This window comes from Haloferax chudinovii (genome assembly GCF_042663345.1).
Classification (GTDB): domain Archaea; phylum Halobacteriota; class Halobacteria; order Halobacteriales; family Haloferacaceae; genus Haloferax; species Haloferax chudinovii.
In genome coordinates this window covers 36,156-55,915 of record NZ_JBHTAB010000015.1, presented here as the reverse complement: position 1 = coordinate 55,915, position 19,760 = coordinate 36,156, and the positions used below count along the sequence as shown (strand labels likewise).

At 54.4% G+C, this 19,760-nt stretch carries 17 protein-coding genes, 3 pseudogenes and 1 CRISPR repeat array; of the genes and pseudogenes, 8 read left to right on the top strand and 12 right to left on the bottom strand.

The annotated features are described in order from the left end of the window. Position 1: 1 nt before the first annotated feature. From cas10d (ACFQI8_RS18950) to cas6, 3 genes are read right to left on the bottom strand one after another with little or no spacing between them, the layout of a single operon-like run. Positions 2-439, bottom strand: coding sequence for a type I-D CRISPR-associated protein Cas10d/Csc3 (gene cas10d, locus ACFQI8_RS18950; protein ID WP_049896053.1), 438 nt, complete (start codon positions 437-439; stop codon positions 2-4). Next, positions 436-2,934 carry a type I-D CRISPR-associated protein Cas10d/Csc3 gene (gene cas10d / locus ACFQI8_RS18945; RefSeq protein WP_390247578.1) on the bottom strand — a complete coding sequence of 833 codons (2,499 nt, stop codon included), beginning with the start codon at positions 2,932-2,934 and terminating at the stop codon, positions 436-438. The genes cas10d (ACFQI8_RS18950) and cas10d (ACFQI8_RS18945) overlap by 4 nt, the downstream gene beginning before the upstream one ends. Beyond that, positions 2,934-3,782, bottom strand: coding sequence for a CRISPR system precrRNA processing endoribonuclease RAMP protein Cas6 (gene cas6 / locus ACFQI8_RS18940; RefSeq protein ID WP_390247576.1), 849 nt, complete (start codon positions 3,780-3,782; stop codon positions 2,934-2,936). The genes cas10d (ACFQI8_RS18945) and cas6 overlap by 1 nt, the downstream gene beginning before the upstream one ends. 174 nt (positions 3,783-3,956) lie before the next feature. On the opposite strand from cas6, the gene csa3 reads away from it, so the two are divergent. Then, positions 3,957-4,589: a CRISPR-associated CARF protein Csa3 gene (gene csa3, locus ACFQI8_RS18935; RefSeq protein ID WP_006600199.1), complete on the top strand. Its 633-nt coding sequence runs from the start codon at positions 3,957-3,959 to the stop codon at positions 4,587-4,589. A 117-nt stretch (positions 4,590-4,706) separates the two neighbouring features. Continuing rightward, positions 4,707-6,856: direct repeats of the CRISPR family, unit length 37 nt; unit sequence GTCGCGATGCGGTAGAAACCCAGAACGGGATTGAAAC. Between the two features lie 137 nt (positions 6,857-6,993). Here csa3 and ACFQI8_RS18930 read toward each other — a convergent pair. From ACFQI8_RS18930 to ACFQI8_RS18895, 9 genes and pseudogenes are all read right to left on the bottom strand, one after another. Next, complete coding sequence (locus ACFQI8_RS18930) at positions 6,994-7,902, bottom strand: ADP-ribosylglycohydrolase family protein (RefSeq protein WP_390247623.1); 909 nt, start codon at positions 7,900-7,902, stop codon at positions 6,994-6,996. A gap of 80 nt (positions 7,903-7,982) precedes the next feature. Beyond that, complete coding sequence (locus ACFQI8_RS18925) at positions 7,983-8,999, bottom strand: PD-(D/E)XK nuclease family protein (RefSeq protein ID WP_390247574.1); 1,017 nt, start codon at positions 8,997-8,999, stop codon at positions 7,983-7,985. Positions 9,000-9,308: 309 nt separating this feature from the next. Beyond that, on the bottom strand, positions 9,309-9,755 hold the full coding sequence (locus tag ACFQI8_RS18920; protein WP_390247572.1) for a toxin-antitoxin system TumE family protein: 447 nt from the start codon (positions 9,753-9,755) through the stop codon (positions 9,309-9,311). Further along, positions 9,752-10,322: pseudogene (locus ACFQI8_RS18915) on the bottom strand (DUF7342 family protein). The gene ACFQI8_RS18920 and the pseudogene ACFQI8_RS18915 overlap by 4 nt, the downstream one beginning before the upstream one ends. A 962-nt stretch (positions 10,323-11,284) precedes the next feature. Continuing rightward, positions 11,285-11,665, bottom strand: a pseudogene (locus ACFQI8_RS18910) (cell division control protein Cdc6); the annotation flags it as partial. Positions 11,666-11,753: 88 nt separating this feature from the next. Next, complete coding sequence (locus tag ACFQI8_RS19565) at positions 11,754-11,906, bottom strand: DUF7837 family putative zinc-binding protein (RefSeq protein ID WP_439650168.1); 153 nt, start codon at positions 11,904-11,906, stop codon at positions 11,754-11,756. A gap of 142 nt (positions 11,907-12,048) precedes the next feature. Then, positions 12,049-12,477, bottom strand: coding sequence for a DUF7970 domain-containing protein (locus ACFQI8_RS18905; RefSeq protein ID WP_390247570.1), 429 nt, complete (start codon positions 12,475-12,477; stop codon positions 12,049-12,051). Further along, positions 12,477-13,334, bottom strand: coding sequence for a ParA family protein (locus tag ACFQI8_RS18900; protein WP_390247568.1), 858 nt, complete (start codon positions 13,332-13,334; stop codon positions 12,477-12,479). The genes ACFQI8_RS18905 and ACFQI8_RS18900 overlap by 1 nt, the downstream gene beginning before the upstream one ends. A gap of 666 nt (positions 13,335-14,000) precedes the next feature. Then, on the bottom strand, positions 14,001-14,321 hold the full coding sequence (locus ACFQI8_RS18895) for a DUF6788 family protein (RefSeq protein WP_390247566.1): 321 nt from the start codon (positions 14,319-14,321) through the stop codon (positions 14,001-14,003). Between the two features lie 227 nt (positions 14,322-14,548). Between ACFQI8_RS18895 and ACFQI8_RS18890 the strand changes: the two genes are divergently transcribed. From ACFQI8_RS18890 to ACFQI8_RS18860, 7 genes and pseudogenes are all read left to right on the top strand, one after another. Then, a complete protein-coding gene (locus tag ACFQI8_RS18890; RefSeq protein WP_390247564.1) occupies positions 14,549-14,923 on the top strand; it encodes a helix-turn-helix domain-containing protein in 375 nt (124 codons plus the stop codon). Positions 14,924-14,928: 5 nt separating this feature from the next. Next, positions 14,929-15,246, top strand: coding sequence for a hypothetical protein (locus ACFQI8_RS18885; RefSeq protein ID WP_390247562.1), 318 nt, complete (start codon positions 14,929-14,931; stop codon positions 15,244-15,246). A 176-nt stretch (positions 15,247-15,422) separates the two neighbouring features. Next, the gene (locus ACFQI8_RS18880; RefSeq protein WP_390247560.1) at positions 15,423-15,671 is read left to right on the top strand and encodes a hypothetical protein; all 249 of its coding nucleotides are present in this window, start codon (positions 15,423-15,425) and stop codon (positions 15,669-15,671) included. Between the two features lie 4 nt (positions 15,672-15,675). After that, positions 15,676-16,089 carry a hypothetical protein gene (locus tag ACFQI8_RS18875; protein ID WP_390247558.1) on the top strand — a complete coding sequence of 138 codons (414 nt, stop codon included), beginning with the start codon at positions 15,676-15,678 and terminating at the stop codon, positions 16,087-16,089. Between the two features lie 29 nt (positions 16,090-16,118). After that, positions 16,119-17,855: pseudogene (locus ACFQI8_RS18870) on the top strand (DUF8186 domain-containing protein). Beyond that, positions 17,852-18,694, top strand: coding sequence for a hypothetical protein (locus ACFQI8_RS18865; protein ID WP_390247556.1), 843 nt, complete (start codon positions 17,852-17,854; stop codon positions 18,692-18,694). Before ACFQI8_RS18870 ends, ACFQI8_RS18865 begins: the two are co-directional and overlap by 4 nt. Positions 18,695-18,697: 3 nt before the next feature. Beyond that, a complete protein-coding gene (locus ACFQI8_RS18860) occupies positions 18,698-19,759 on the top strand; it encodes a hypothetical protein (RefSeq protein WP_390247554.1) in 1,062 nt (353 codons plus the stop codon). The last annotated feature ends 1 nt before the right edge of the window (position 19,760 follow it).

Here is a 19,760-nt window from a genome sequence, read left to right as displayed (position 1 = left end):
GTCAGTTGGTCTCCGTCGTGTCGTTGATCGTCTCGCGCTGCAGTCGGATCGTCGCCGCGTAGAAGCCGTCCGCGAGATTGTTCGCTCGCCGTTTCAACAGGGACGGCTTCCCCTCGCATCGATCAGCGAGGAGTCGCTGTGCGAATTCGCCTGCGTACCGCTCGATGCGTTCGTTCAGTTGATCTCCACTTCTGCTTTTCTCGGCAGGAACTGGCCACACCTGTTCACTTCGCTGATGGAGCTTTTCGAGTCGGCCGGCGACGAGTAGTGCCGCCTCGTCGGCGCTCAGCCGGAACTCATTCGAATCTTTCACCGCTTTCACCGACTCGCGGAATACTCGTTCGATAGCGTACGGCTTGTCGTTCCCGTACGCGGGACGTATCGCATCGTAGGCGAGTTCCGCGAGTGCGGTCACATCGTCTTTCGTTGTGTTCGTCATTTGTTGATTGCTGTTGTTGTATCCGCGTCGTTTGTCAGGTTTCCATACCGGTCGAGGTAATCTGCTTCTTCGAGCAGGTACCGCGAAGTCCCACCGTCATCGGAATCCAGTACTGCCCGCTTCAACAGGTACGATCCCGGAAGCGGCTTGTTCCGGACGGTCCGAAGATACTTCGCGAATCGGGCATCGTCGCGGGCGAGTGCATAGCCGAGTTGGATTAGGGCAGCAGCGGCACCGAGTCGGGTCCGAAGCTTCGAAAGTGGGATCTCTCGTCCGTAGAACTCGTTTACCGTCGTGAAACCAGCGTCGAGCCTCACCATCTCAGAGTAGTCACGACCCCGAACCTCCGGAATTGGGGACTGTGAGACGTACGCTCGCAGTCCCATCGTCGACGCAACCGCAAGTCCGACAAAGACGCCAAAGAACTGGAATTCTGTCTCGTTATCCTTGGGCTTATAAAATGAGAGCGTCTGCGACCCGAAGCCAGCACTGGGGTCAAACCCGTTCTGGAGTTGCTCGATCATCGAACGCCCGCCCCCATCTTCAGCACGTGTCGCCTCGCGGAGGACCGTCGATACTGACTCGGAAATCTTCGTCTCCACCCTTCGGTCACAGTCTTCCTCGGCAGTTGCGATATCAAACATCGCAGAGGCGAGACGACCAATCCGGGTCATTGCCTCACCCGTGAATCGTGCGAAGATTTCATCCGAGTAGAGATCCCACATCGTTGGCGTGTAGAAGTAATCCGGCACGAGATGAACGAATATTCGGCCAGCATTGCGTCGACTCGAACCGGTCTCGCGGAGGGAAAACTCGATCTGACACGGTGTACAGACGAGGAGTTTTTCGGGCTGGCCAGCGTCGGCGGGGATCCGGTTCGAATAGCCCGCTTGGAGCGTCGTGAGCGACTTTGGAGCCTTCATATCGCTCTTCCGGTTACTCGTTGTCCCACGATTACAGAATGTACACGTCTTTCCCCGGCGAGTGGCGTGATGTTCTTCGAATGGGTCGGAGAGTTCGTCCATCTCTGCCGTCGGAGGAGATGCATTCCCACTAATTCGAAGGGTGTCGCCGATATACGCCCGGATTTCGGTCTCAAACTGTCCCGTGTGTGCGTCCATGACGATATCCTCCCACCCCTCGTCGAGCGCGTCGAGGTTTGTGATCAGGAGCTTCGCGACTTCGCCCGGAACATCCTGCCAGTGGTCACGACGCGCTCGGTCTGCGACGTGCTGACCGACTGCGTACGCGTAGTCCCACTTCCCGCCAGCCGTGAGATCAATGTTCTCGTCATCGCGTGTCTCCTGAAGTCTGTCGAGGACACTTCCATCGACATCGAAGAGCCGACACGTGACGGTGAGGGCATCTTCGTCTGTCAAGCCGGCATCGACGAGTGGGTCAACAAACGCGCGTTTGAACGTGTACACCAGCCGGGCGTATCCCGGAGCGACTCGAGTCGTCGCATCGATATCGATTGGAAGGCGCTCATTCAGTGATTCCATCGTCTCCGCCATACTATCTGTCGGGTCTGAATCAGGATCGGCATCCTGTTTCGCCTTCACCGCAACCGCGTAGAGAAGGTTCCGCGCCCCTGCGTAGAAGAAGTCTTGATCGTTAATCGTGTAGAAACCTTGCGACTGCGTCGAGAGGTTATCCGCGAGCGCGTCATGGTCGTCATATGCAGGGTGTGAGTCCCCAATTTCGGACTGTAGGCGATCATAGACATCGCCGATCAACTCGTCGTCGATTGTCACCTCAGTATACCCACTAGTCAGATAAACGCAACCATCTTGGTAGATGAGAAGTCGCTCGTACCCGAAGCGCTCTTTGAGGACGTTGCTGACCGCACCGCTAAGGAGGTTCGTGAACACACCTTTCACGTCGTCAAGCGTGTGGTGTTGAAGCTCGAGGTCGGTTCCGGGGTATGCCACTTCCAACCCCTTCTGGTTCCGCTCGACTGTCGCTGATTCCGGCGTTTGGCAAGACGCAAACGCATCGGCGAGGCGAACGTAGGGCCGGAGTTGGTCATACGTCCGCGTGGAGTGCTCTGGATTTGAGTTCCACGTATTCGCATGGTCGACCGCGCACGCGTGGAACGTCTCAATTCGAAGATCAGGGGCAAACGAACCGACACCGAGCGCATCGACGAGAGTAGCTACCTCATCCACGTTGATATCATACTCCTCGTCAATCCCCTGCTTATCTCGGAGCTTGTGGAGGTCGTGAACGGTGAACAGCGCGACGACCTTCCGAAGCTCGTCATCGCTCAGCTCGTGAGCACCAAACGAAGGTGCAATATCGTTCAGTCGTACGATAGCGAACACGCCGTTCCGGACGTGGTTGAGCATTGACTGGTCGGTCAGGCCATACTCAACGCTTTTCGCTGACTCGAAAGACCACCCGATGTCGAGAAGGTAGGGATCGAGGTCAACAAGATACTGCGCGAGGACTGGATGGGTATCTCGATTTCCCCAAATCGATTCGGGAGTAGACATTACCGTCCAACCTCCACAGAGACTGTCCCACACCCTCTGGAGACGAATCCACCAACGCCGGCATAGTCGCTGAAAAGTGCAAGTGCCGTGACTGCGGTCCGGGTGGCTTCGCTCGCATCCTTGAACTTGTACGTACAGTCGATTGTGAATCCCTGACGAAGGATTGGTCCGCCGTCTTCACCACGATTAACGAGGACACTGTGTGTCTCGTACGTGCCCGCATCGGGTTTCTCAATAAGATTTGCCTCGAAGTCTTCGCGCGTCATTGCGAGTTCGAGTTCGTCGGCCCGCTTATCTGGGATTGTCGAGGACCACTTTCGCAAGAGTGAGCGAAAGACGCTCCCACGGTGGGGAAACATCGTGGTGATTTCTCCACTCTCCTTGACACAGGTCGGTGTCTCAAAGCGAACCTCAATCTCGAAGGTATCGTCGTGCTGTGTGACGATCTCTGAAGCATCTTCGAGGATTTCCGCGTGGGTCGTGTTCGTGCTCGCGAAGTCTCGCACCCGAAAGTCACCGTCCGCAAGTTCGAGTGTATCATCGCTGAAAACAAACGCATCGGCAAGCGCTTGGAAGACCTCTTGGTCGCGAGAGTCAGCGACACCCATCTTGAGGTTGTACGTCTCGTCGCAGATTACGCGTTTGTGGTGATCACGACGGCTCCCGTCAAATGTTCCGAGGAGGCCGCTGTTCGTCAGACTCCCAATCGAGGAATCATGGACACGTGTGCTGATGTCCTTATTGACGTCATCGAGTGCTGAGAGGATCGCACTGTAGATCTGGTAGCCATTCGCCGTCGGTACCGGGAATGAGCCCTCTGGCTCAAGCGTCAAGTCGACCCGACGCATAACACCTCACAACCGTAGGCTTTGGTATGTCGGTTCACAATCACATTTGCGTTGGTTACCCCCTTGAATCTTTTTACGATTTTGGAGATGTATTCAGTTATCCGCAAATATACAGGGACAATAACACGAAAACGAAGCCAAACCATTTAGTCGAACTCGACTGCAATCGGATACATGCGAACGTACGTCTCCACAATTGGGCACTACAGCCCGCGGGTGATGCGTCCAATACTCGATAATGGCCTCAACGCCAACGACGTCGTCGTACTCCTCCGACCGCACGGCGATACAAGCGATAGAGCCAAAAGTGCGATCCAAGACGTCAACCAGACTGTCAACGAGCTCGGTCCCGGATCAGACATCGTTATCGAAAAGATCAGCTACAAGTCGTTTGAATCTGCAGTCGTTGAATGCGTCGACATCCTTGAAGCCGCCGAAGGAACGGTGGTACTGAACTTCGCAGGGGGTCCACGGGAAATTTTCCTCCCGCTGACCATCGCTGCAATTGCGCGGTCAGACATTGTCGATCTCGCACTCCAGTTCAGGGACATTGACGAAGAAATTGAAGAAATCACTCTCCCGAACCTGATGAGTCGCCCGTCCGACGCGACCCTCGACACACTCCGGTCCCTCGTCACTATCAACGGAAATACGACACTCCCTCAAATCGCCGACGAGACGGGGAAGTCGAGAAGTACTGTTGGACGACATCTTGATGCGCTGGAATCCGATGGTGCCGTCAAAACGTGGAAGGAAGGCAAAACCCGCCACGTCGAACCAACACTCGCCGGTCAGCTTCGTGTGTGAGTGTAACTCTTCATCGACCTTTTTCAAAGCTGTGTACAGCGGGGGTCCACGAACGACACCCGCGTTCTTGTTCCACCAGAGAAAGATATAGATGCTCTCGACGAATATACACCCCCTGTCGCGATGCGGTAGAAACCCAGAACGGGATTGAAACACATGAGCTCGAGGCTCTGGCGGAGTGTGTGGATAAGGTCGCGATGCGGTAGAAACCCAGAACGGGATTGAAACAAGAAAAGGGATTAGTGAGAGTGCCGCCGCTAGGGTCGCGATGCGGTAGAAACCCAGAACGGGATTGAAACGCCAAGATTTCGCTGGTTTCGATTTCAGTCGTGCGTCGCGATGCGGTAGAAACCCAGAACGGGATTGAAACTCACGTCCCCTTTTTCGAGCTCGTCGGAGGCCCGGACGTCGCGATGCGGTAGAAACCCAGAACGGGATTGAAACCGATGACCATCGGTCAACTGGAGACCGAACTCGGGGTCGCGATGCGGTAGAAACCCAGAACGGGATTGAAACGTCAGTGCGCCCGCGCCGCCGGGGAGTTGCGCCGCGGGTCGCGATGCGGTAGAAACCCAGAACGGGATTGAAACGAACGGTAGATGTCGTTCAGACCTCTGATGTCTACGTCGTCGCGATGCGGTAGAAACCCAGAACGGGATTGAAACTAGTGGACCGCGGGGTCTGTACTGGAGGTCTGCGGGTCGCGATGCGGTAGAAACCCAGAACGGGATTGAAACTCGAGTTCCCCCGTCTCGGGGTCGATGCCGATGTCTTGTCGCGATGCGGTAGAAACCCAGAACGGGATTGAAACAGGACGAGAATCGCCGTCCAGTTCGGACCTCCCGGCGTCGCGATGCGGTAGAAACCCAGAACGGGATTGAAACGAGACGGGGGCACTGGCTGTCACGGTGTGCGTTCTGTCGCGATGCGGTAGAAACCCAGAACGGGATTGAAACAGGGCGAACTTCTTGCCCGAGCCAGAGGGGTCGTCGGGTCGCGATGCGGTAGAAACCCAGAACGGGATTGAAACATGACTGTCGCGGAGTGAGACTCACGGGAAATTGGTCGCGATGCGGTAGAAACCCAGAACGGGATTGAAACAGTACGGCCTGATGGTGATTGGCCTTGCAGACGGGTCGCGATGCGGTAGAAACCCAGAACGGGATTGAAACATGGTCCCGGCGTCGCTATACGTCGCCGCGCCGGGTCGCGATGCGGTAGAAACCCAGAACGGGATTGAAACCTGTAGCTCGTCCCGACGCTGTTGGTCGCACCGATGCGGTCGCGATGCGGTAGAAACCCAGAACGGGATTGAAACAACCATGTTTTGAGCTCGTCGGAGAGTTCGCTCCGTCGCGATGCGGTAGAAACCCAGAACGGGATTGAAACGCGTCGGCGGCCGCTCTCAAGGTGTTCTGGCAGTCACGTCGCGATGCGGTAGAAACCCAGAACGGGATTGAAACTTGGCGATGAGGTCCTCGTCGAGGTCGTCTTTCGCGTCGCGATGCGGTAGAAACCCAGAACGGGATTGAAACTCCATCACTTGTCGGTGCTCCGTCTCGGTTACTCCGCGTCGCGATGCGGTAGAAACCCAGAACGGGATTGAAACTTCTCGAGGCTCTCGAGGACCGACGGCCACCGCCGCATGTCGCGATGCGGTAGAAACCCAGAACGGGATTGAAACGGTACCTGCCGCGTTGTGTTGCCCTCCGAGACGGGTTGTCGCGATGCGGTAGAAACCCAGAACGGGATTGAAACACCGTTGCGTACACCGTCGAGAGCGGCTATGGCGCGTCGCGATGCGGTAGAAACCCAGAACGGGATTGAAACTGAAGGTCGTCATCGGTTCGCAGGACCCGCAGGACTGTCGCGATGCGGTAGAAACCCAGAACGGGATTGAAACTCCCAGTCGGCTTTCATCGCCTGCCGACCGAGGTGTCGCGATGCGGTAGAAACCCAGAACGGGATTGAAACACGGTGCAGACGGTGACGGCACGACCGCGTCCGGGCTGTCGCGATGCGGTAGAAACCCAGAACGGGATTGAAACACGACAACGTTATTGCCATGCAACAGGCCGAGGACGGTCGCGATGCGGTAGAAACCCAGAACGGGATTGAAACACTCGTCGAGCGGCCTGCTCGCGATGGGCGCGGCCGCGTCGCGATGCGGTAGAAACCCAGAACGGGATTGAAACATTACTGCCGCGGTGTGCAGTCTGTCGACTCGTCAGTCGCGATGCGGTAGAAACCCAGAACGGGGTTGAACCTCAAAGATCTCCGACTCGACGGCACCGATTGACTCGATCGCAACCACTAGATCGGGATACCCATTAAAGTGAATTTGTAACTTGCTAGCGTTCTACTCTAACTATGCTCCTGCAGCCCCTGCTGAGTGTAACTTCTCTCAGTCGTAGTTGAGCAACTGATTTACGAGAGCTGTGAGTTCTGCCGTCTCATCAACGGCCGCCGTCCATGGTCGAGGAAGCTGTGACTGACCAAATCGAGCACCTGCGACTGCCCCAGCGATGGCACCAATCGTATCCGCGTCACCACCGCGGTTGACCGCGGTTACAATCGCGTCCTCAAGCGTCGCTGCACCAAGTGCGTCGTGAAGTGCAGTCTGCAGCGAAGACACGACGTATCCAGGGGTTTTCAATGCGTCCGGAGACTCTCCACAAGCAATCGGTTCGAGCGCATCAGTAAGCGCCACAGGAGCATCACTACCAACGAAGTCAAGTGCGTCACGTAGCGGTGTCTCAGCGTCTTCAAGAAGGCCAGCGATTGTGAGGTTCAACACGGCACATCCCCACGTACATCGGGGATCAGCGTGTGTGATTTGGGAGGATTGTCGGCTCACATCTACGAGAGTGTCCCAATCAGCCGCATACCGAATTGCTAGTGGTGGACATCGCATCACGCTGCCGTTCCCAGCGTTTTGCCCTTCCGGGCTCAACTCCCAGACTGCTTGCCCGGCCTCGTCCCATGCTGCACCGTGTTTGAGTCGGCTTAGTGCCCGGAGTGTCATCCGTCCAATGTCAAATGGTTCGCTATCGTACCACGCTACAAATCGGTCAGCGATGTCTCCTGGAGAGAACCCGCCATGTTCTGCAAGACTTCGTGCGATACACAAGGCCTGCTCAGTGTCATCAGTAATTGTCCCGGCTGGTTGGTTCCAAGTTCCGTACCCAACCATGTCGGTCAGGCGTCCGTGCTCAGCAGCAATCGCCTCTGCAGACGTGAACTCGACTGGCCGACCCAGTGCGTCCCCACACGCGAGTCCCAGCAACACACCACCGGCCCGATTAGAATCCATGTCCAAGGCTCCGGTGCAAATCAGAAATATTTTCGCACAGATGCCGTCACTGGCAAAGACCTTGCCATCGGAATTGATCCTCACACAACGTCGTGGGGATGTACGATCCACTTCTCTTTGGAGACGTCTAACAGCGCAACACCGTGTTTTTCGAAGCTTGCCTTCATCATCTCGTATTCAATTCTAATACTCCCGACGGCTAATACAGGGATTACTCTTTGTTCAGTTGCGATTGATGGGTAGTCCTCAATAAAACAGTCCGCGTAAAATAGAGATTGGCCGAGGTGCTGGTAGACATCAGAAACAGACCGAATAGGTTGACTCCCGGTCTTTAACTCGGTTACATAGACTGTTTTTGGCCCAGCGATAACAAGGTCGACCTGAGCAGCACCAGAGGAAGTCCCAGAGCCGAAACTCTGTGTGATTTCTGCTTCCGTCCAGAACCCCTTCGGAAGTTTTCTGCGTCCGCTTGGCTTGAGTACTTCCGAAACCGTTCGATCGGTAATAATCTCCCTATCTAAAGTCGCCGCAGATCGCTGTATTCCAACTGGAACCTCCTGTTGAGCGAACACAAAGCCATTCTCTTGCGTCTCTAACCATCTGAGCAACCTCCCAGCCAATGCGTCCTCCTCAGCAGTGGTTCCAGAGGCTGCACGGACTGTGATGTCACGTTCTTCAGGCGTGAACTCGCTTTGTCTTTGTTCGTATCGCTCAATTAGTGCAGTGTCGAGAGAATCTACCTCTGCGTCTCGCTGAATCAGGTATTCTAGCAATTCACGTGCTTGTCCCAACCGTCCGTCTACAGCCTGAGTAAACGCAACATCACAATTGAGTGGTAGTTGTGCCGATGGTGTATCTACCGAAGGAGACTCATTTTCATCGTAGCCGCATAGTTGACCCAAGTAGAATTGTGGCTGTTCAGCGGGATTATCTCTGATAACCTCAAGTGGATTATCAACATCAACCTCACTCAATAATTGGTCTTTAGATAACGGTGTCAGTATATGATGTGCAAGTGCCAAATCACCCGGCGTCAGAGTCTGAGAACCATTGGTTCTCTCGTACAGGAGGCGCAAAGGCACTTCAAATGCTTTCATCAGCCTAGACGAGAGTCAGTCAAAGTAATAACATAATGGGGTGACTGCAGTATAGTGGCCATCCTGACCGGTATTCGTCTGTGTTTTTTGAGGATAACGAGCAATTAGATCGTTCTCTTAGACCCCGTTCGACAAGCCCTGTCCCTTAAATTCAAAGAGCAAAATCAATCCTGAAACATCGTCTAGTACGGACTAATGTCCAAATGTGGGTCCCGGTTGTTACAACAATCCCGTTGTACTAGCACTTTTCCAGCTAAGCGAGGCTATCAAGGCAATCTACTCGTTTGTACGGCAAACGTGAGGTTTCAATCAGCCTTCCCAGAATGCACGCTGCCTGGCTTCAATCTCGACAAGAGCCATTGAGAGGACATCGCGCCAATCGCTAGGATGTGATGAATCATCACCAGGGGTCGGTGCATCTGGACCGGGATGGATATGGTCGCGAGCGTTGTGCTCCGACGGGTGGCGGTCCCATCGATGATCGAACGTTCTCTCAATGTGATCCTCGTGGTAATGGGGCGAGAAGTCCCCGTTCTCGAACCAGACAATCTCTACTCGAGCATTTTGAACACTCGATGGGTAGAACCGTGTATCGTACACGCAGACCAGCCGCTCAGGGGCGAATTCAGGTCGGTCGACTATCTGATCGAACCGCTCGTCGGTAGCAAATCGGTTTCGGATGACGTCCAAGCGGTCAAAATCAACTGGGGCACCGGAAACTGAATGGGACCCACTACTCTCATCCCACCCTGTCATACCGCCGTTCGCTGATCAGCAGCGTCACCCGACTCGGTTGCTAATGCCCGCTCAAGCAGAACAACCCGGTGGCGAGCCGTCTTCCACGCAGAAACAGCCTCCCAAACAGCTTCTATCGATTGTTCAGTAGCCGATGCGTGCTTTGAGAGAGAGACCGCTTCCGGCAACGCGACATCGAACTCCTCGGACAACTCCTCTGCCCGTGCTGCTTCGTCTTTCAAGAAGTCAAGGAGCTCCGCCGTTGAGTATTCATCTTGGAGCGCTTGGACCCGTCGCCAGTTCAAGTATGATTGGTTGCGTACATACGTGGCCGGCGACTCGGTAACCTGCTTCACGATACCCATCTGTTCGAACCACTCAAGGTACTCTCTCGCGGCGTCGACGCCGTGGCCTGCGAGGTCTGCAACTTCGCTGGCGGTCGCTGTTGAGCCCAAGCACAGCGTCAAAGAAGTCGTCTCGCGTCCGCTCCCCACGAACAAGCTCCTCCGGTGAGGTTAGCGCATCGAAATCCGGAGAGTTAGTTCGCTCCTCGGCATCAGCCTGGAGTTCAGAGCGTGGTTCATCCATACTCACACTACGTGAGTAACAGGAATAAATCTTGCTCGCACGGATTATTCCGTCTACATGATCCGGGAGGCTGTATTAACCAACAGACCGGCTAGATACACCCAGTTGTTGGTTAACATAGTTGTCGATGTCTCATATCAGGTGTAGTGCTTTATTACAAGTACATCGAAAATGAGACATCTGGGGTTGAAACCAAGTAGCGTTAGGTCGTACTTTGGACGGACAACCTCGTTGCAGGAAGTAGTATGACAATTTGCGAGCCGATTCATTCAACGTGACGACTGACGTGTTCATCGAGGTCGAGATTGAAAACCCTCCCCCCCCGTCATCGATGTGTAAAACTGTGAGAAGGGAGTGGGGGGAAGAGACGGAATGAGGGTAAACCGAACGTAACAGCCGTATATCCGCGCGAGAGGCTGTAACGGTCCAGAAATAACCTAGAACTCATGACTATTGTCTGACGAAGTTTTATGTATTCACCAAGTTAACCATATCCGTAGTGGAGCTAAACTAATTATCGGATGAGTGACACTCTAGCTGACCAAACAAGATCTCCCGGTTTGAATGATCGTTGTTTTGATCCCTCTTTACTTTGGTATCACCAGTGTTAGACGTTTTCTTCTTGATTGAGTCCGTTCGCTTTGTCATCTCTACCCATCGTCTATCGGTGATTTACACATCGATGGCGGGGGGAGGGGGTTGCGTTATTGACTCGAGATAACTCGTCAAAGCCTTCCTTCCTCGTTTGGGCGAGCGACCTTCAAAATCAGACAAGAATGCCTGCAGTATTGGCGATTTGAACTCCTCGTTCAGTAATACTGAACAGCCTTGATCGGTTTCGTATAACCAGTCACTCTGTCGATATCAGTTACACTTCGATGACGGGGGGAGGGGTTGAGATCTTACACATCGACGACGGGGGTGTGTCTACACTCGTCTTCCACGAAAAGCGTCCTCCTTGCCTAATAGAAGTCCTTCAGTTGTGCATTGACCACCGTTCGGAGAAGTTCCTCTTGCTCGGCAATACTCTCCAAACGAGTATCCTCCGTGATCCGTTTCATGATTCCTGTGGGGTCGCCCGTGAAGGTGAACTCCATGTACATCCCGCCACCGCGACCTCGACTCTTCCTTGACGTCGAAATCAATCCATACGTGGAAAGCTCTTTGACGTACTTGACGTACGTTTCCCGAGTCATCTGATCCGCGTCGAGTTCATCCGTTACCCACTGATACACTTTGAATCCGACGGGGCTCGGAACGGAACTTCCTGAGCGCTTCGCGTAATGTGCGATGGCAGCAGTAGCATACAAGGAGATCTTTTTCTGTGTCGTGAGTCCCTCGACTGGCACTCTCCTGCACATACCGCACCCCCCATCATCGATGTGTAAAAGTCGCTTCCTGCGTACAGATATACAACAAAGAAACTAGGGCTCACTCCGGTCGAACAACGTCATCACACGAGTAGCACTCCGCGAACACGCCAGTTGTACCATCTGCTTCTTCAAATTCAATCAGCAATTGATGCGGCGCAAGTTCGTCACCACAGTCAGGACACCGACCAAGTATCGTTGAATCAGTCGTCATGGGGGAGTTGTGGAGACGTGTGTGACACAAATTGTCTCCAGTAGTAGCCACGTGGTGTCACAGCAAAGATGTTTGGCCAAGCACCAACATGGTGTCCACCCAAGGCCGTTTACTAAATCGCGATATACTACGTCTCAACAAGTCATCTCAGGTCGTATCCCCACTCACGAAGGACTTCTGCGATTAGCTCGGGGTTCCGCTGGGCAACAACCATCGCAGCCTCTCGGTAGTCTGATTTGTATACCTTCTCATCCAGTAACTCTTCGAGTGTATCCTGAAGCTCGTCCTCGCCATCAATTACCTCTTCACGAAGGAAGTACGGAACCTGCTCGCGACCCTCATTCACCTTATCACGGCGGAGCTTGTACGGGAGTGAATCCATCGTCGGCCGCTGAGATTCGGATTTGTGGTCTAACTTATCTTTTGACTCCGTCTCGGTCTCTTCGGGTTCGATAGACAGGGGTTCAGTTGTGGTGTCGTCTACTGTTTCGTTGATCCCTTGTTCTTCAGGTTGCTCAACATCTTCAGAATCGTCGAGACCAGCATCTCGTGAGCCAGATTTGAGTCCCATTACGCAGTCACCTCGGGAGCTTCAAGCTCAGCTTGTTTCTCGAGATATCGGGCGAGTTCATCGAATTGGTTGAGTGTCTTAAGTTCGTAGTCACGCTTTCGGTCGCGATGTTCCTCCACGTATCTGTATGGGCTACACTGCTGTTTCCAACACCCTTCCATCAGAGAGCCACGTTCCCCGATTACGACCGGGACAGGGAAGCCACTTTCACGAAGTTCTTCGAGGATCTCCCGCTGGTCACGTGTGTCTTTGTATCCGATAGGGAGGACTGACAGAACACCTACATCGACGTCGATGCTCTGTTCCAGTCCGTCGACGAGGTCGTCGAGCCCTTCAATCGACTTTTGTCCTTTTGCAGTCGCCTCAAACGGTATCACGACGTTTCTGACAGCAACTAGAGCGTTGTAGAGGATGGGACCAGCCTTACCAGCAGAGTCGACGATGATTACATCGTATTCATCTCGGACGTTCGCTTCACGGAGGACACGATGCAGCTGGTGGTACATACTGTAAGACTCTCCGAAGTTCTCGGCCTGCTGTTTCTCGTTGAGGAGGAACTCATGGAGGTCCTCGAGCATGTTGTGCGAGGGAATGAGGTCGATCCCACTCTCGACTTCGATGGTGAGATCGTGAAGATCACCTTTCGGACGGCCGACGAGATGTCGGACGAGGTTGTCGACTTCTGGGTCACCGCGATCGTAGTCAGGGCCGAAGAAGTACGTGAGGCTCCCGTTTTGTGTATCCATATCGATTACGAGGACATCATGTCCTGCGCGTGCATGACTCGCTGCAAGCGTCGCGGCAGTCGTCGTTTTACCGACGCCGCCAGCCTCTGAGACGGGGGCGTAAGTGAGCATTACGAGAGTATTCAGTAGACATGAATATAAATCTAGGTCAGACATTGTAGCGATATCATCTGACTATACTGTATAGCTATAGTATATGACTATACCTTCTGGTTCTGCTGATCATTGATGATCCGAACCATACCCCGTGGACTAAATCGGAAATTTCGGCGTTAAGAATCCTAACAGTAGGGATTCGCTGGTCACCTATACACTAGCCTGACTATATCCCCCGTGATTCTTGACTGGGGTTAACGAGTGGGTAGGCCAGACACCACTTCTGATATAGCTATAGCTTATGTCTATACTATCTAGCTATACTTATTATACAATCAATGCCACCCTGAATGGCGATCATAGACAAGAGCAGTTGCAGACATAGTTGTATTTCCCACCTATACTCTTCAGCGATAGTTACTCACTATCCTATAGACACTCACAGTTCCATGCTCAAATGAGGCTCTGGAGAAGATTATCAAGTGGGTGGTCGTGCGAGATCGGCGTCAAGAATAGGCGCACTCACCAGCAGCACACGTCAATCGGCCAGATTAGAGGCATCAACAGAATAGCTCAGCAGAAGCATCTAGACTACAACTATAACTCATAACTATAGTATACACCTGTATTTCAAAGTCATAGTACTAAATCACCCCAATGAGGAGACTTAACGAGACCAACTCAGTTGTCGTTGACTGGGCCTTTATATTTGGACTTGATTTTGTCACCTTCTCGCCACTGCCAGTAGTAGTAGCGATTGTCGTTGATCTCCTTGATCGTAATCGTCGCCTTCGTGGGGACATCGTCTGGAAGATCGTCGGGCCGTTTTTCGAGTTCCCCTTCCGGTGACTCGTCTTCAAGACGAGCCTCACGCTCCTTGTGTTCGGCCAACTCCTCGGCATAGCGGGCAACGTTTCGAAGACAGTTCGGTAATGATTTATTCAGGGCGTTGACGACTTCTCTGGGGAGATTCGTCGGTGGTGTCGGTGGTTCGTCAGACATCGGCTGCTGCCTCGTGTTAACCAACAAGAGACGCTAATCAATAATTTTTGTTGGTTAATAGCAATTCTGAACCCCTGTTCTTCTCTGTTTGTAACGCCCCTCGAAACTGGTGGATAGGTGTGTTTTCGATCGTAATTTGTCGGATGCTCCGTCGGTCTTACCTCAGAAGAGTACTCTGGACCGACTACTCCGGCAAGCCTATTACTCTCCGTTACATACTGTTACATATGCCCGTCGACTTCGAAAACTACCAGCCATCGGACCTTCCTGGACCGAATACGAATGGACGGACCATTCTTCGCTTCCTCGCAGCGACTCCAGAAACAGGGTATCGAGCAGGTGAGATAGCTGAGGCACTCGACATCCCACGTGGAAGTGTTGGGACGACACTTAGCCGACTCCATAATCAGGGGTTTGTGCGTCATAAGGGCGAGTATTGGGCGATCAATCCCGACGCCTACGATGCACATACTGCGAGCTTGATTGGCTTGGCCGCCGTGAGCGAGCAGTTTGCAGGCGACTACTACGACGAGAATCCGGACTGGGATGCAAATCTCCCTGATCTCGATGAGTATGAAGATGCAGACTCGGGTACGGAGTAGATCTGATGTATGAGCGTGGGGTAATTGTCGTCGCCGCAGATCCGTTCGGGCATACTCCTCGACGTCCGTATCTTATCCTCAGCGACTCGAGTCATCCATTTGCCGGCAACCAGTATATTGCACTCGGGATTTCGACGAAGGAGTACTCGGACAGTCTTCCGCTTGCTGGCGCATACGAGACCGGAACGCTAGACCGTGAGTCGTTTGTTTCGCCGTGGGCCATCGTCTCGCTGATGGATAGTGATATCGAGCGTGCAGTTGCTCAGGTGACTTCAGAGTTCACAGATAGCGCTGCTGCTCGACAGACACAATATGTCGAGTGACATCCCTCTGCATCGTTAGGTAGGTGGGTTGTCGGTGTTCTAATTCAGCCAGATAATATAGTACCTCGTTTGGCATGCTACCACACTTCATATCGGCCAGTAAATATATACTATTCCATCAGTCTGATTGACATGTACGCACCGCAAGACAATCGGTGTGGAACGATACCGAACCCATGATCTCCCGCTCAGTCACCGTCGAAGACATCGATGAGTTGTTCCTCAGGTGGAACGACCATCTCAACGCATCGGCCCTCTATCGGCAAGCCCTCCGCGACGAGATGCAACTTCGCGACGTTGAGCCGCACGAACTCCGCGCACAACTCAGCGAAGCGCGTGAATTGGGCTACTCGATCGATGAGATTGCAACCATGACGAGTCGCTACGCCGACCTCCAAGCGCTCGTGTACGACCACACCGAGTGACCTTATGTCTGACTCACACTCCCCTACTGACGCTCAGTCCGCCGGTCAGCAACGGCCCTCCCGATCCATCCTTCGACACACCGCTATCGGCGGCATCCTGTTCGCGCTCGTTGCCGTCCAGCCAGTTGCCGCACAAGACAGCGTGGTCTGCAGCGCTGAGAAATTGCCGGGGATGGTTGAGGGCTTCTTCCAGATTACGACGACGCTCGGCTTCATTGGGTTAGCAGTCATCTGGCAGGCCGACTCCCTCGCTGAGATCTTCACCGCCAGCCCCGAACAGAAAAAGCGACTCAAAGTCCACAAGCGTGCGGCACTCAAATCCGCCCTCATCTTGGCGGTGCTCGGCCCGCTGTATACCGTCGTGGCGTCGATTATGGGCCTCCCACTCGGCGACTGCGTGAACCTCACTCCCTGGTAAGCGCCCCACCAATCCACCTTTACCCTCCCATGGAGCATCGAGTGCCCTCCGTACTGGTAGCCGCTTTGCTCGTGTCGAGTTCCATTATCGGCCTCGCCACGGCACAGCCCCCGAGACCAGGGACTGAAATAAACGGCCTCACGGAAAACGAGTCGGCGACGCTCTGGTCTCGCGATAGCGACCGCTACGTCAGCCAACAGGCCTACCAGCAGTAGTACGGCGACGATCGAACGGCACTCCACCAACTCGCTAACGGGACTGACATCACGTTCACGCGCCCGCCGGACACGGCCGCGACGTGGACGCGTAACGACTTCGCTGATCTCGACGCCGGCGGACCCGAGACGTCGACCTACCCACCCCACGCATCACTCGAAGATGGGACGTTCATCGACGATGCGCACGCGACGATTTTCGCGGTCACGCCATCGACGCGCGGGCATCTCGACGCAGGTGAGACACCGCTCTATATCGCTCCCAACGGGACGGTTCGTGGCCTCGTCGATTATCGTGTTCGCGTTCCAACTGGGACCGAAACGGGTAATCGGACTACCGACTGGGCACTCGTCTCCCACGAGATTGAGAACATCCGTCTGAAAATCGACGGCATTCCAGTCGCAACTGCAAGCGGCACTCACACGCCAACGCTGCAGTATCACACCACCCACTCGTGGGGTGCGAATCTCACGCTCGAAGCGACCATCTCCGTTCGCCTCAAGAAGACCATCGAGACAACGGTTGGTTGCCAGTCTGAGACGACAGTCAACTATCGGACGGAGACACGAACCGTCTCGGACACACTCGACACCGAGATTTACGACCTCGCGGCGTACCCCTACTACGCACAGTATCCGAACGGCGATACTGGCGTCGCAGTTTTCCAATCCCGCCCGTGGCAGGGGTATACGTTCACCAATGAAGGAACCTCACGCGTTCGTGGTGTCTGGCGGTTCTACACCGCTCGGAACACGAACTGGGACACACTCGTTACGTCGACCGGCGCGTCGACGACCACGGCACAGTCGGATGCGATTCCCGTCCGAGTACACGCCTATCCGTCACAGATCGGGCCGCGGGCAGAGCCGGTTCGCGATGGGCCGGATATCATCGATACGTGGGGAACTGACCGGGCGTCACCTCGCCGGACGATCGGCGAGAACGTAACCGTCGAGGTCGTCAACGAGTCGTACACGCCGACCTACGGACTGGCGGTCCGTGCGGGGGCCGTCGATCGGGAGGCACTTCGGGTAGGGGGGATTGTTCGCGGCGTGAATGCCACGATTGTCGACCCTCAAGTCGGGTCGGCACGACAACTTCGCGAGAGTAACCTCTCTGCTGAGCTCGTTTCGCAGACGACGTCGAACGCGACGCTCCGAGTCAAATTACGCGATAATCAAACCGGTTCGCCAATCGCGTCGAATGGAAGCGACCGACAGTACCCGATCGGCGGGTCGGCACACAGCGGGTACATCACAGTGGGTGACCAGCGCGTTGAGACCAACGAGAGTGGCATCGCGATCGTCACGCTCGACGAGCCGGGGATCTACACCGCCCGCTACCACCCCGGCACGTGGCTCGGCCACGACCCAGCATATGTGGGCGATACGGCCTCCGTTCGCTGGCATCCACTCGGGACTCTCGAGGGTTGGGTTGCGTTCGTGTTCGAAGTCGGCTGGCAGGCGATCCCGTTCGTCGTGACGTTCTACGCCGGTCGCCGACTCCTCCGCATGTTTGGCCCGACAGATAGCTACTACCGAAACCAATGATTCCAACCGATTCACCGCTTGATCGACGTACCGTCCTTCGAACACTTGGTGGGGCCGCCCTCGCCAGCGTTGCCGGCTGCCTCGATGGTAGTCGCGGCTCCGGAACAACGGCATCTGACCAGACGTCGGCGGCGACTGAGCGTGCAGGTCCGCTTTCACACATCGCTGTCGAGGAGCAAGCCATTGTTGTTGAGGTTGATGCTGACGCGCCCGTTGAGCAGGTGAACCTCATTCAACCGAATGGGGAACTGTTCGGGAAACGTGGGCTTGCCGCCGGCGCACGACAAGTCTCGTTCGAAATCGGGACTGCCTACGATCCCGGCGAGTACAATGTCGTTGCGTTAGATGGTGAGGAGACGGTTGCTGAGGGTACTCTTGAGATTAGCCCCCAGATCGAGATTCAGGACGTTGGACTATTTCGTAATGTTCCGGACAAGTCGTGGGATGAGGTCTATGGAGATACTGAGACAGACCGTCTCAAAAACGGTGAAGCAGTAGTCACTGTGGAGAATCGTGGAACTGGTCCTGACGCAGTTGTTGAATTGATCTTTGCTGAAGACGTTCCGAATCCTATTTCGGATCCTCGTGGAAGCGGAATGTACGAAACTGAACAAGTCGTTGTCGCGCCGGGAGAGACAGTTGACCTGTTCAGTAACTCATTCCCATTCGGTTCAGAATCAGAGACAGGCATGGGTTGTTCCTCTGAGGGGAACTCTGGACAATTTAGAACCATCATTGAGACCCGAGTTGATGCAGACCAGGTCTCGAAATCGTTCGATGTGACGTACTCTGGGTCCAGCAGTATGAGTGAGTGTGAGGTCACTATCACGGAGGCCTGACCAATGGTTGACTTAATCGATGTCGTACTAGAAGGGTTCAAAGACATCGTTGAGTGGATTATCTCTTCGTTCATGGACGGTTTGCGGTCTGGATACCGAACGTTGTCTGAGGGCATGTTTGGAACCCCGACGCCTCAGACCGATGGTGTGTTCATCTTCGGTGACCCAACCAATACGCCTTGGCCAGCGATTCGCGATGGACTCATTGGTGGCGAAATAACGCTTATTGCACTCTTATTGCTCATAATGAGCGTTCAGGGTCGTCATACGATCCGAATATTCAATATCGGTAGTGCGTACGAAGCACGAAAAACCAAGAAGACTGCCTGGGCTGGTGCAGTCTTGATTGTCTCTTGGTACTGGATTAGTACCCTCTCACTATTCCTCATTGATGGATTCACCATCGCTCTACTTCCGGATGTCTCTTCAGTATCCAAAGCGATGCTACGTTTTCTAGGAGGCTCCATCACCAATCCGAGCTTGGGCCTGCTATTCGCGTTTCTGGGTGGTGTCTCTATGTGGGCCTTGGAAGCGTTGTTCTACATCCGGAGGATTCTACTCTTCGTCTATCTGTATGGGATGCCGATTGCATTCGCTCTTGCCTATGGAAACATCCCGGTTGTCTCAGATGTCGCAATGGGATTTGCTAAACGCTTCGTCCCGTTGGTTGTTCTCCCGCTTCCAGCTGCAATCATATTCAAAGGATACGATCTCTTGTACGTCGGTGCGTCACTAACACCCGATTCAGCATTTCTCAGCTATCTGGTCTCAGTATCTCTCCCACTCGTCACACTCTATGTGACCTGGAAGACGTTCACGTACGCGACGCCGCTCACCGCGAAGGTGATCGGTGGTGCAACGCGAGGCGCTGCACTCATCGGTGGCGTCGCAGCCGGCGCGTACATCGGCGGTGCTGGCGTTGCGACAACCGCCGCCCGGTGGGGACCGAAAGCCGCCGCCGGCCAAGCACTCGCCCAGCGAGCAGCCGCACAGCGTGACTCAACTGATGACAGCGACGGACTGCCATCGTACCGTCGGACCGAAAACGAACCCCGCACCCGCTAAC

Excerpts from the sequence above, each read along its gene's own strand:
- ACFQI8_RS18900 (WP_390247568.1), bottom strand. The coding sequence starts at position 13,334 with ATGCTCACTTACGCCCCCGTCTCAGAGGCTGGCGGCGTCGGTAAAACG.
- ACFQI8_RS18875 (WP_390247558.1), top strand. The coding sequence starts at position 15,676 with ATGTCTGACTCACACTCCCCTACTGACGCTCAGTCCGCCGGTCAGCAA.
- cas6 (WP_390247576.1), bottom strand. The coding sequence starts at position 3,782 with ATGCGTCGGGTCGACTTGACGCTTGAGCCAGAGGGCTCATTCCCGGTA.
- ACFQI8_RS18880 (WP_390247560.1), top strand. The coding sequence starts at position 15,423 with ATGATCTCCCGCTCAGTCACCGTCGAAGACATCGATGAGTTGTTCCTC.
- ACFQI8_RS18930 (WP_390247623.1), bottom strand. The coding sequence starts at position 7,902 with ATGGATTCTAATCGGGCCGGTGGTGTGTTGCTGGGACTCGCGTGTGGG.
- ACFQI8_RS18865 (WP_390247556.1), top strand. The coding sequence starts at position 17,852 with ATGATTCCAACCGATTCACCGCTTGATCGACGTACCGTCCTTCGAACA.
- ACFQI8_RS18920 (WP_390247572.1), bottom strand. The coding sequence starts at position 9,755 with ATGACAGGGTGGGATGAGAGTAGTGGGTCCCATTCAGTTTCCGGTGCC.
- csa3 (WP_006600199.1), top strand. The coding sequence starts at position 3,957 with ATGCGAACGTACGTCTCCACAATTGGGCACTACAGCCCGCGGGTGATG.
- ACFQI8_RS18860 (WP_390247554.1), top strand. The coding sequence starts at position 18,698 with ATGGTTGACTTAATCGATGTCGTACTAGAAGGGTTCAAAGACATCGTT.
- ACFQI8_RS18885 (WP_390247562.1), top strand. The coding sequence starts at position 14,929 with ATGTATGAGCGTGGGGTAATTGTCGTCGCCGCAGATCCGTTCGGGCAT.
- ACFQI8_RS19565 (WP_439650168.1), bottom strand. The coding sequence starts at position 11,906 with ATGACGACTGATTCAACGATACTTGGTCGGTGTCCTGACTGTGGTGAC.
- ACFQI8_RS18895 (WP_390247566.1), bottom strand. The coding sequence starts at position 14,321 with ATGTCTGACGAACCACCGACACCACCGACGAATCTCCCCAGAGAAGTC.
- cas10d (WP_390247578.1), bottom strand. The coding sequence starts at position 2,934 with ATGTCTACTCCCGAATCGATTTGGGGAAATCGAGATACCCATCCAGTC.
- ACFQI8_RS18890 (WP_390247564.1), top strand. The coding sequence starts at position 14,549 with ATGCCCGTCGACTTCGAAAACTACCAGCCATCGGACCTTCCTGGACCG.
- ACFQI8_RS18905 (WP_390247570.1), bottom strand. The coding sequence starts at position 12,477 with ATGGGACTCAAATCTGGCTCACGAGATGCTGGTCTCGACGATTCTGAA.
- ACFQI8_RS18925 (WP_390247574.1), bottom strand. The coding sequence starts at position 8,999 with ATGAAAGCATTTGAAGTGCCTTTGCGCCTCCTGTACGAGAGAACCAAT.
- cas10d (WP_049896053.1), bottom strand. The coding sequence starts at position 439 with ATGACGAACACAACGAAAGACGATGTGACCGCACTCGCGGAACTCGCC.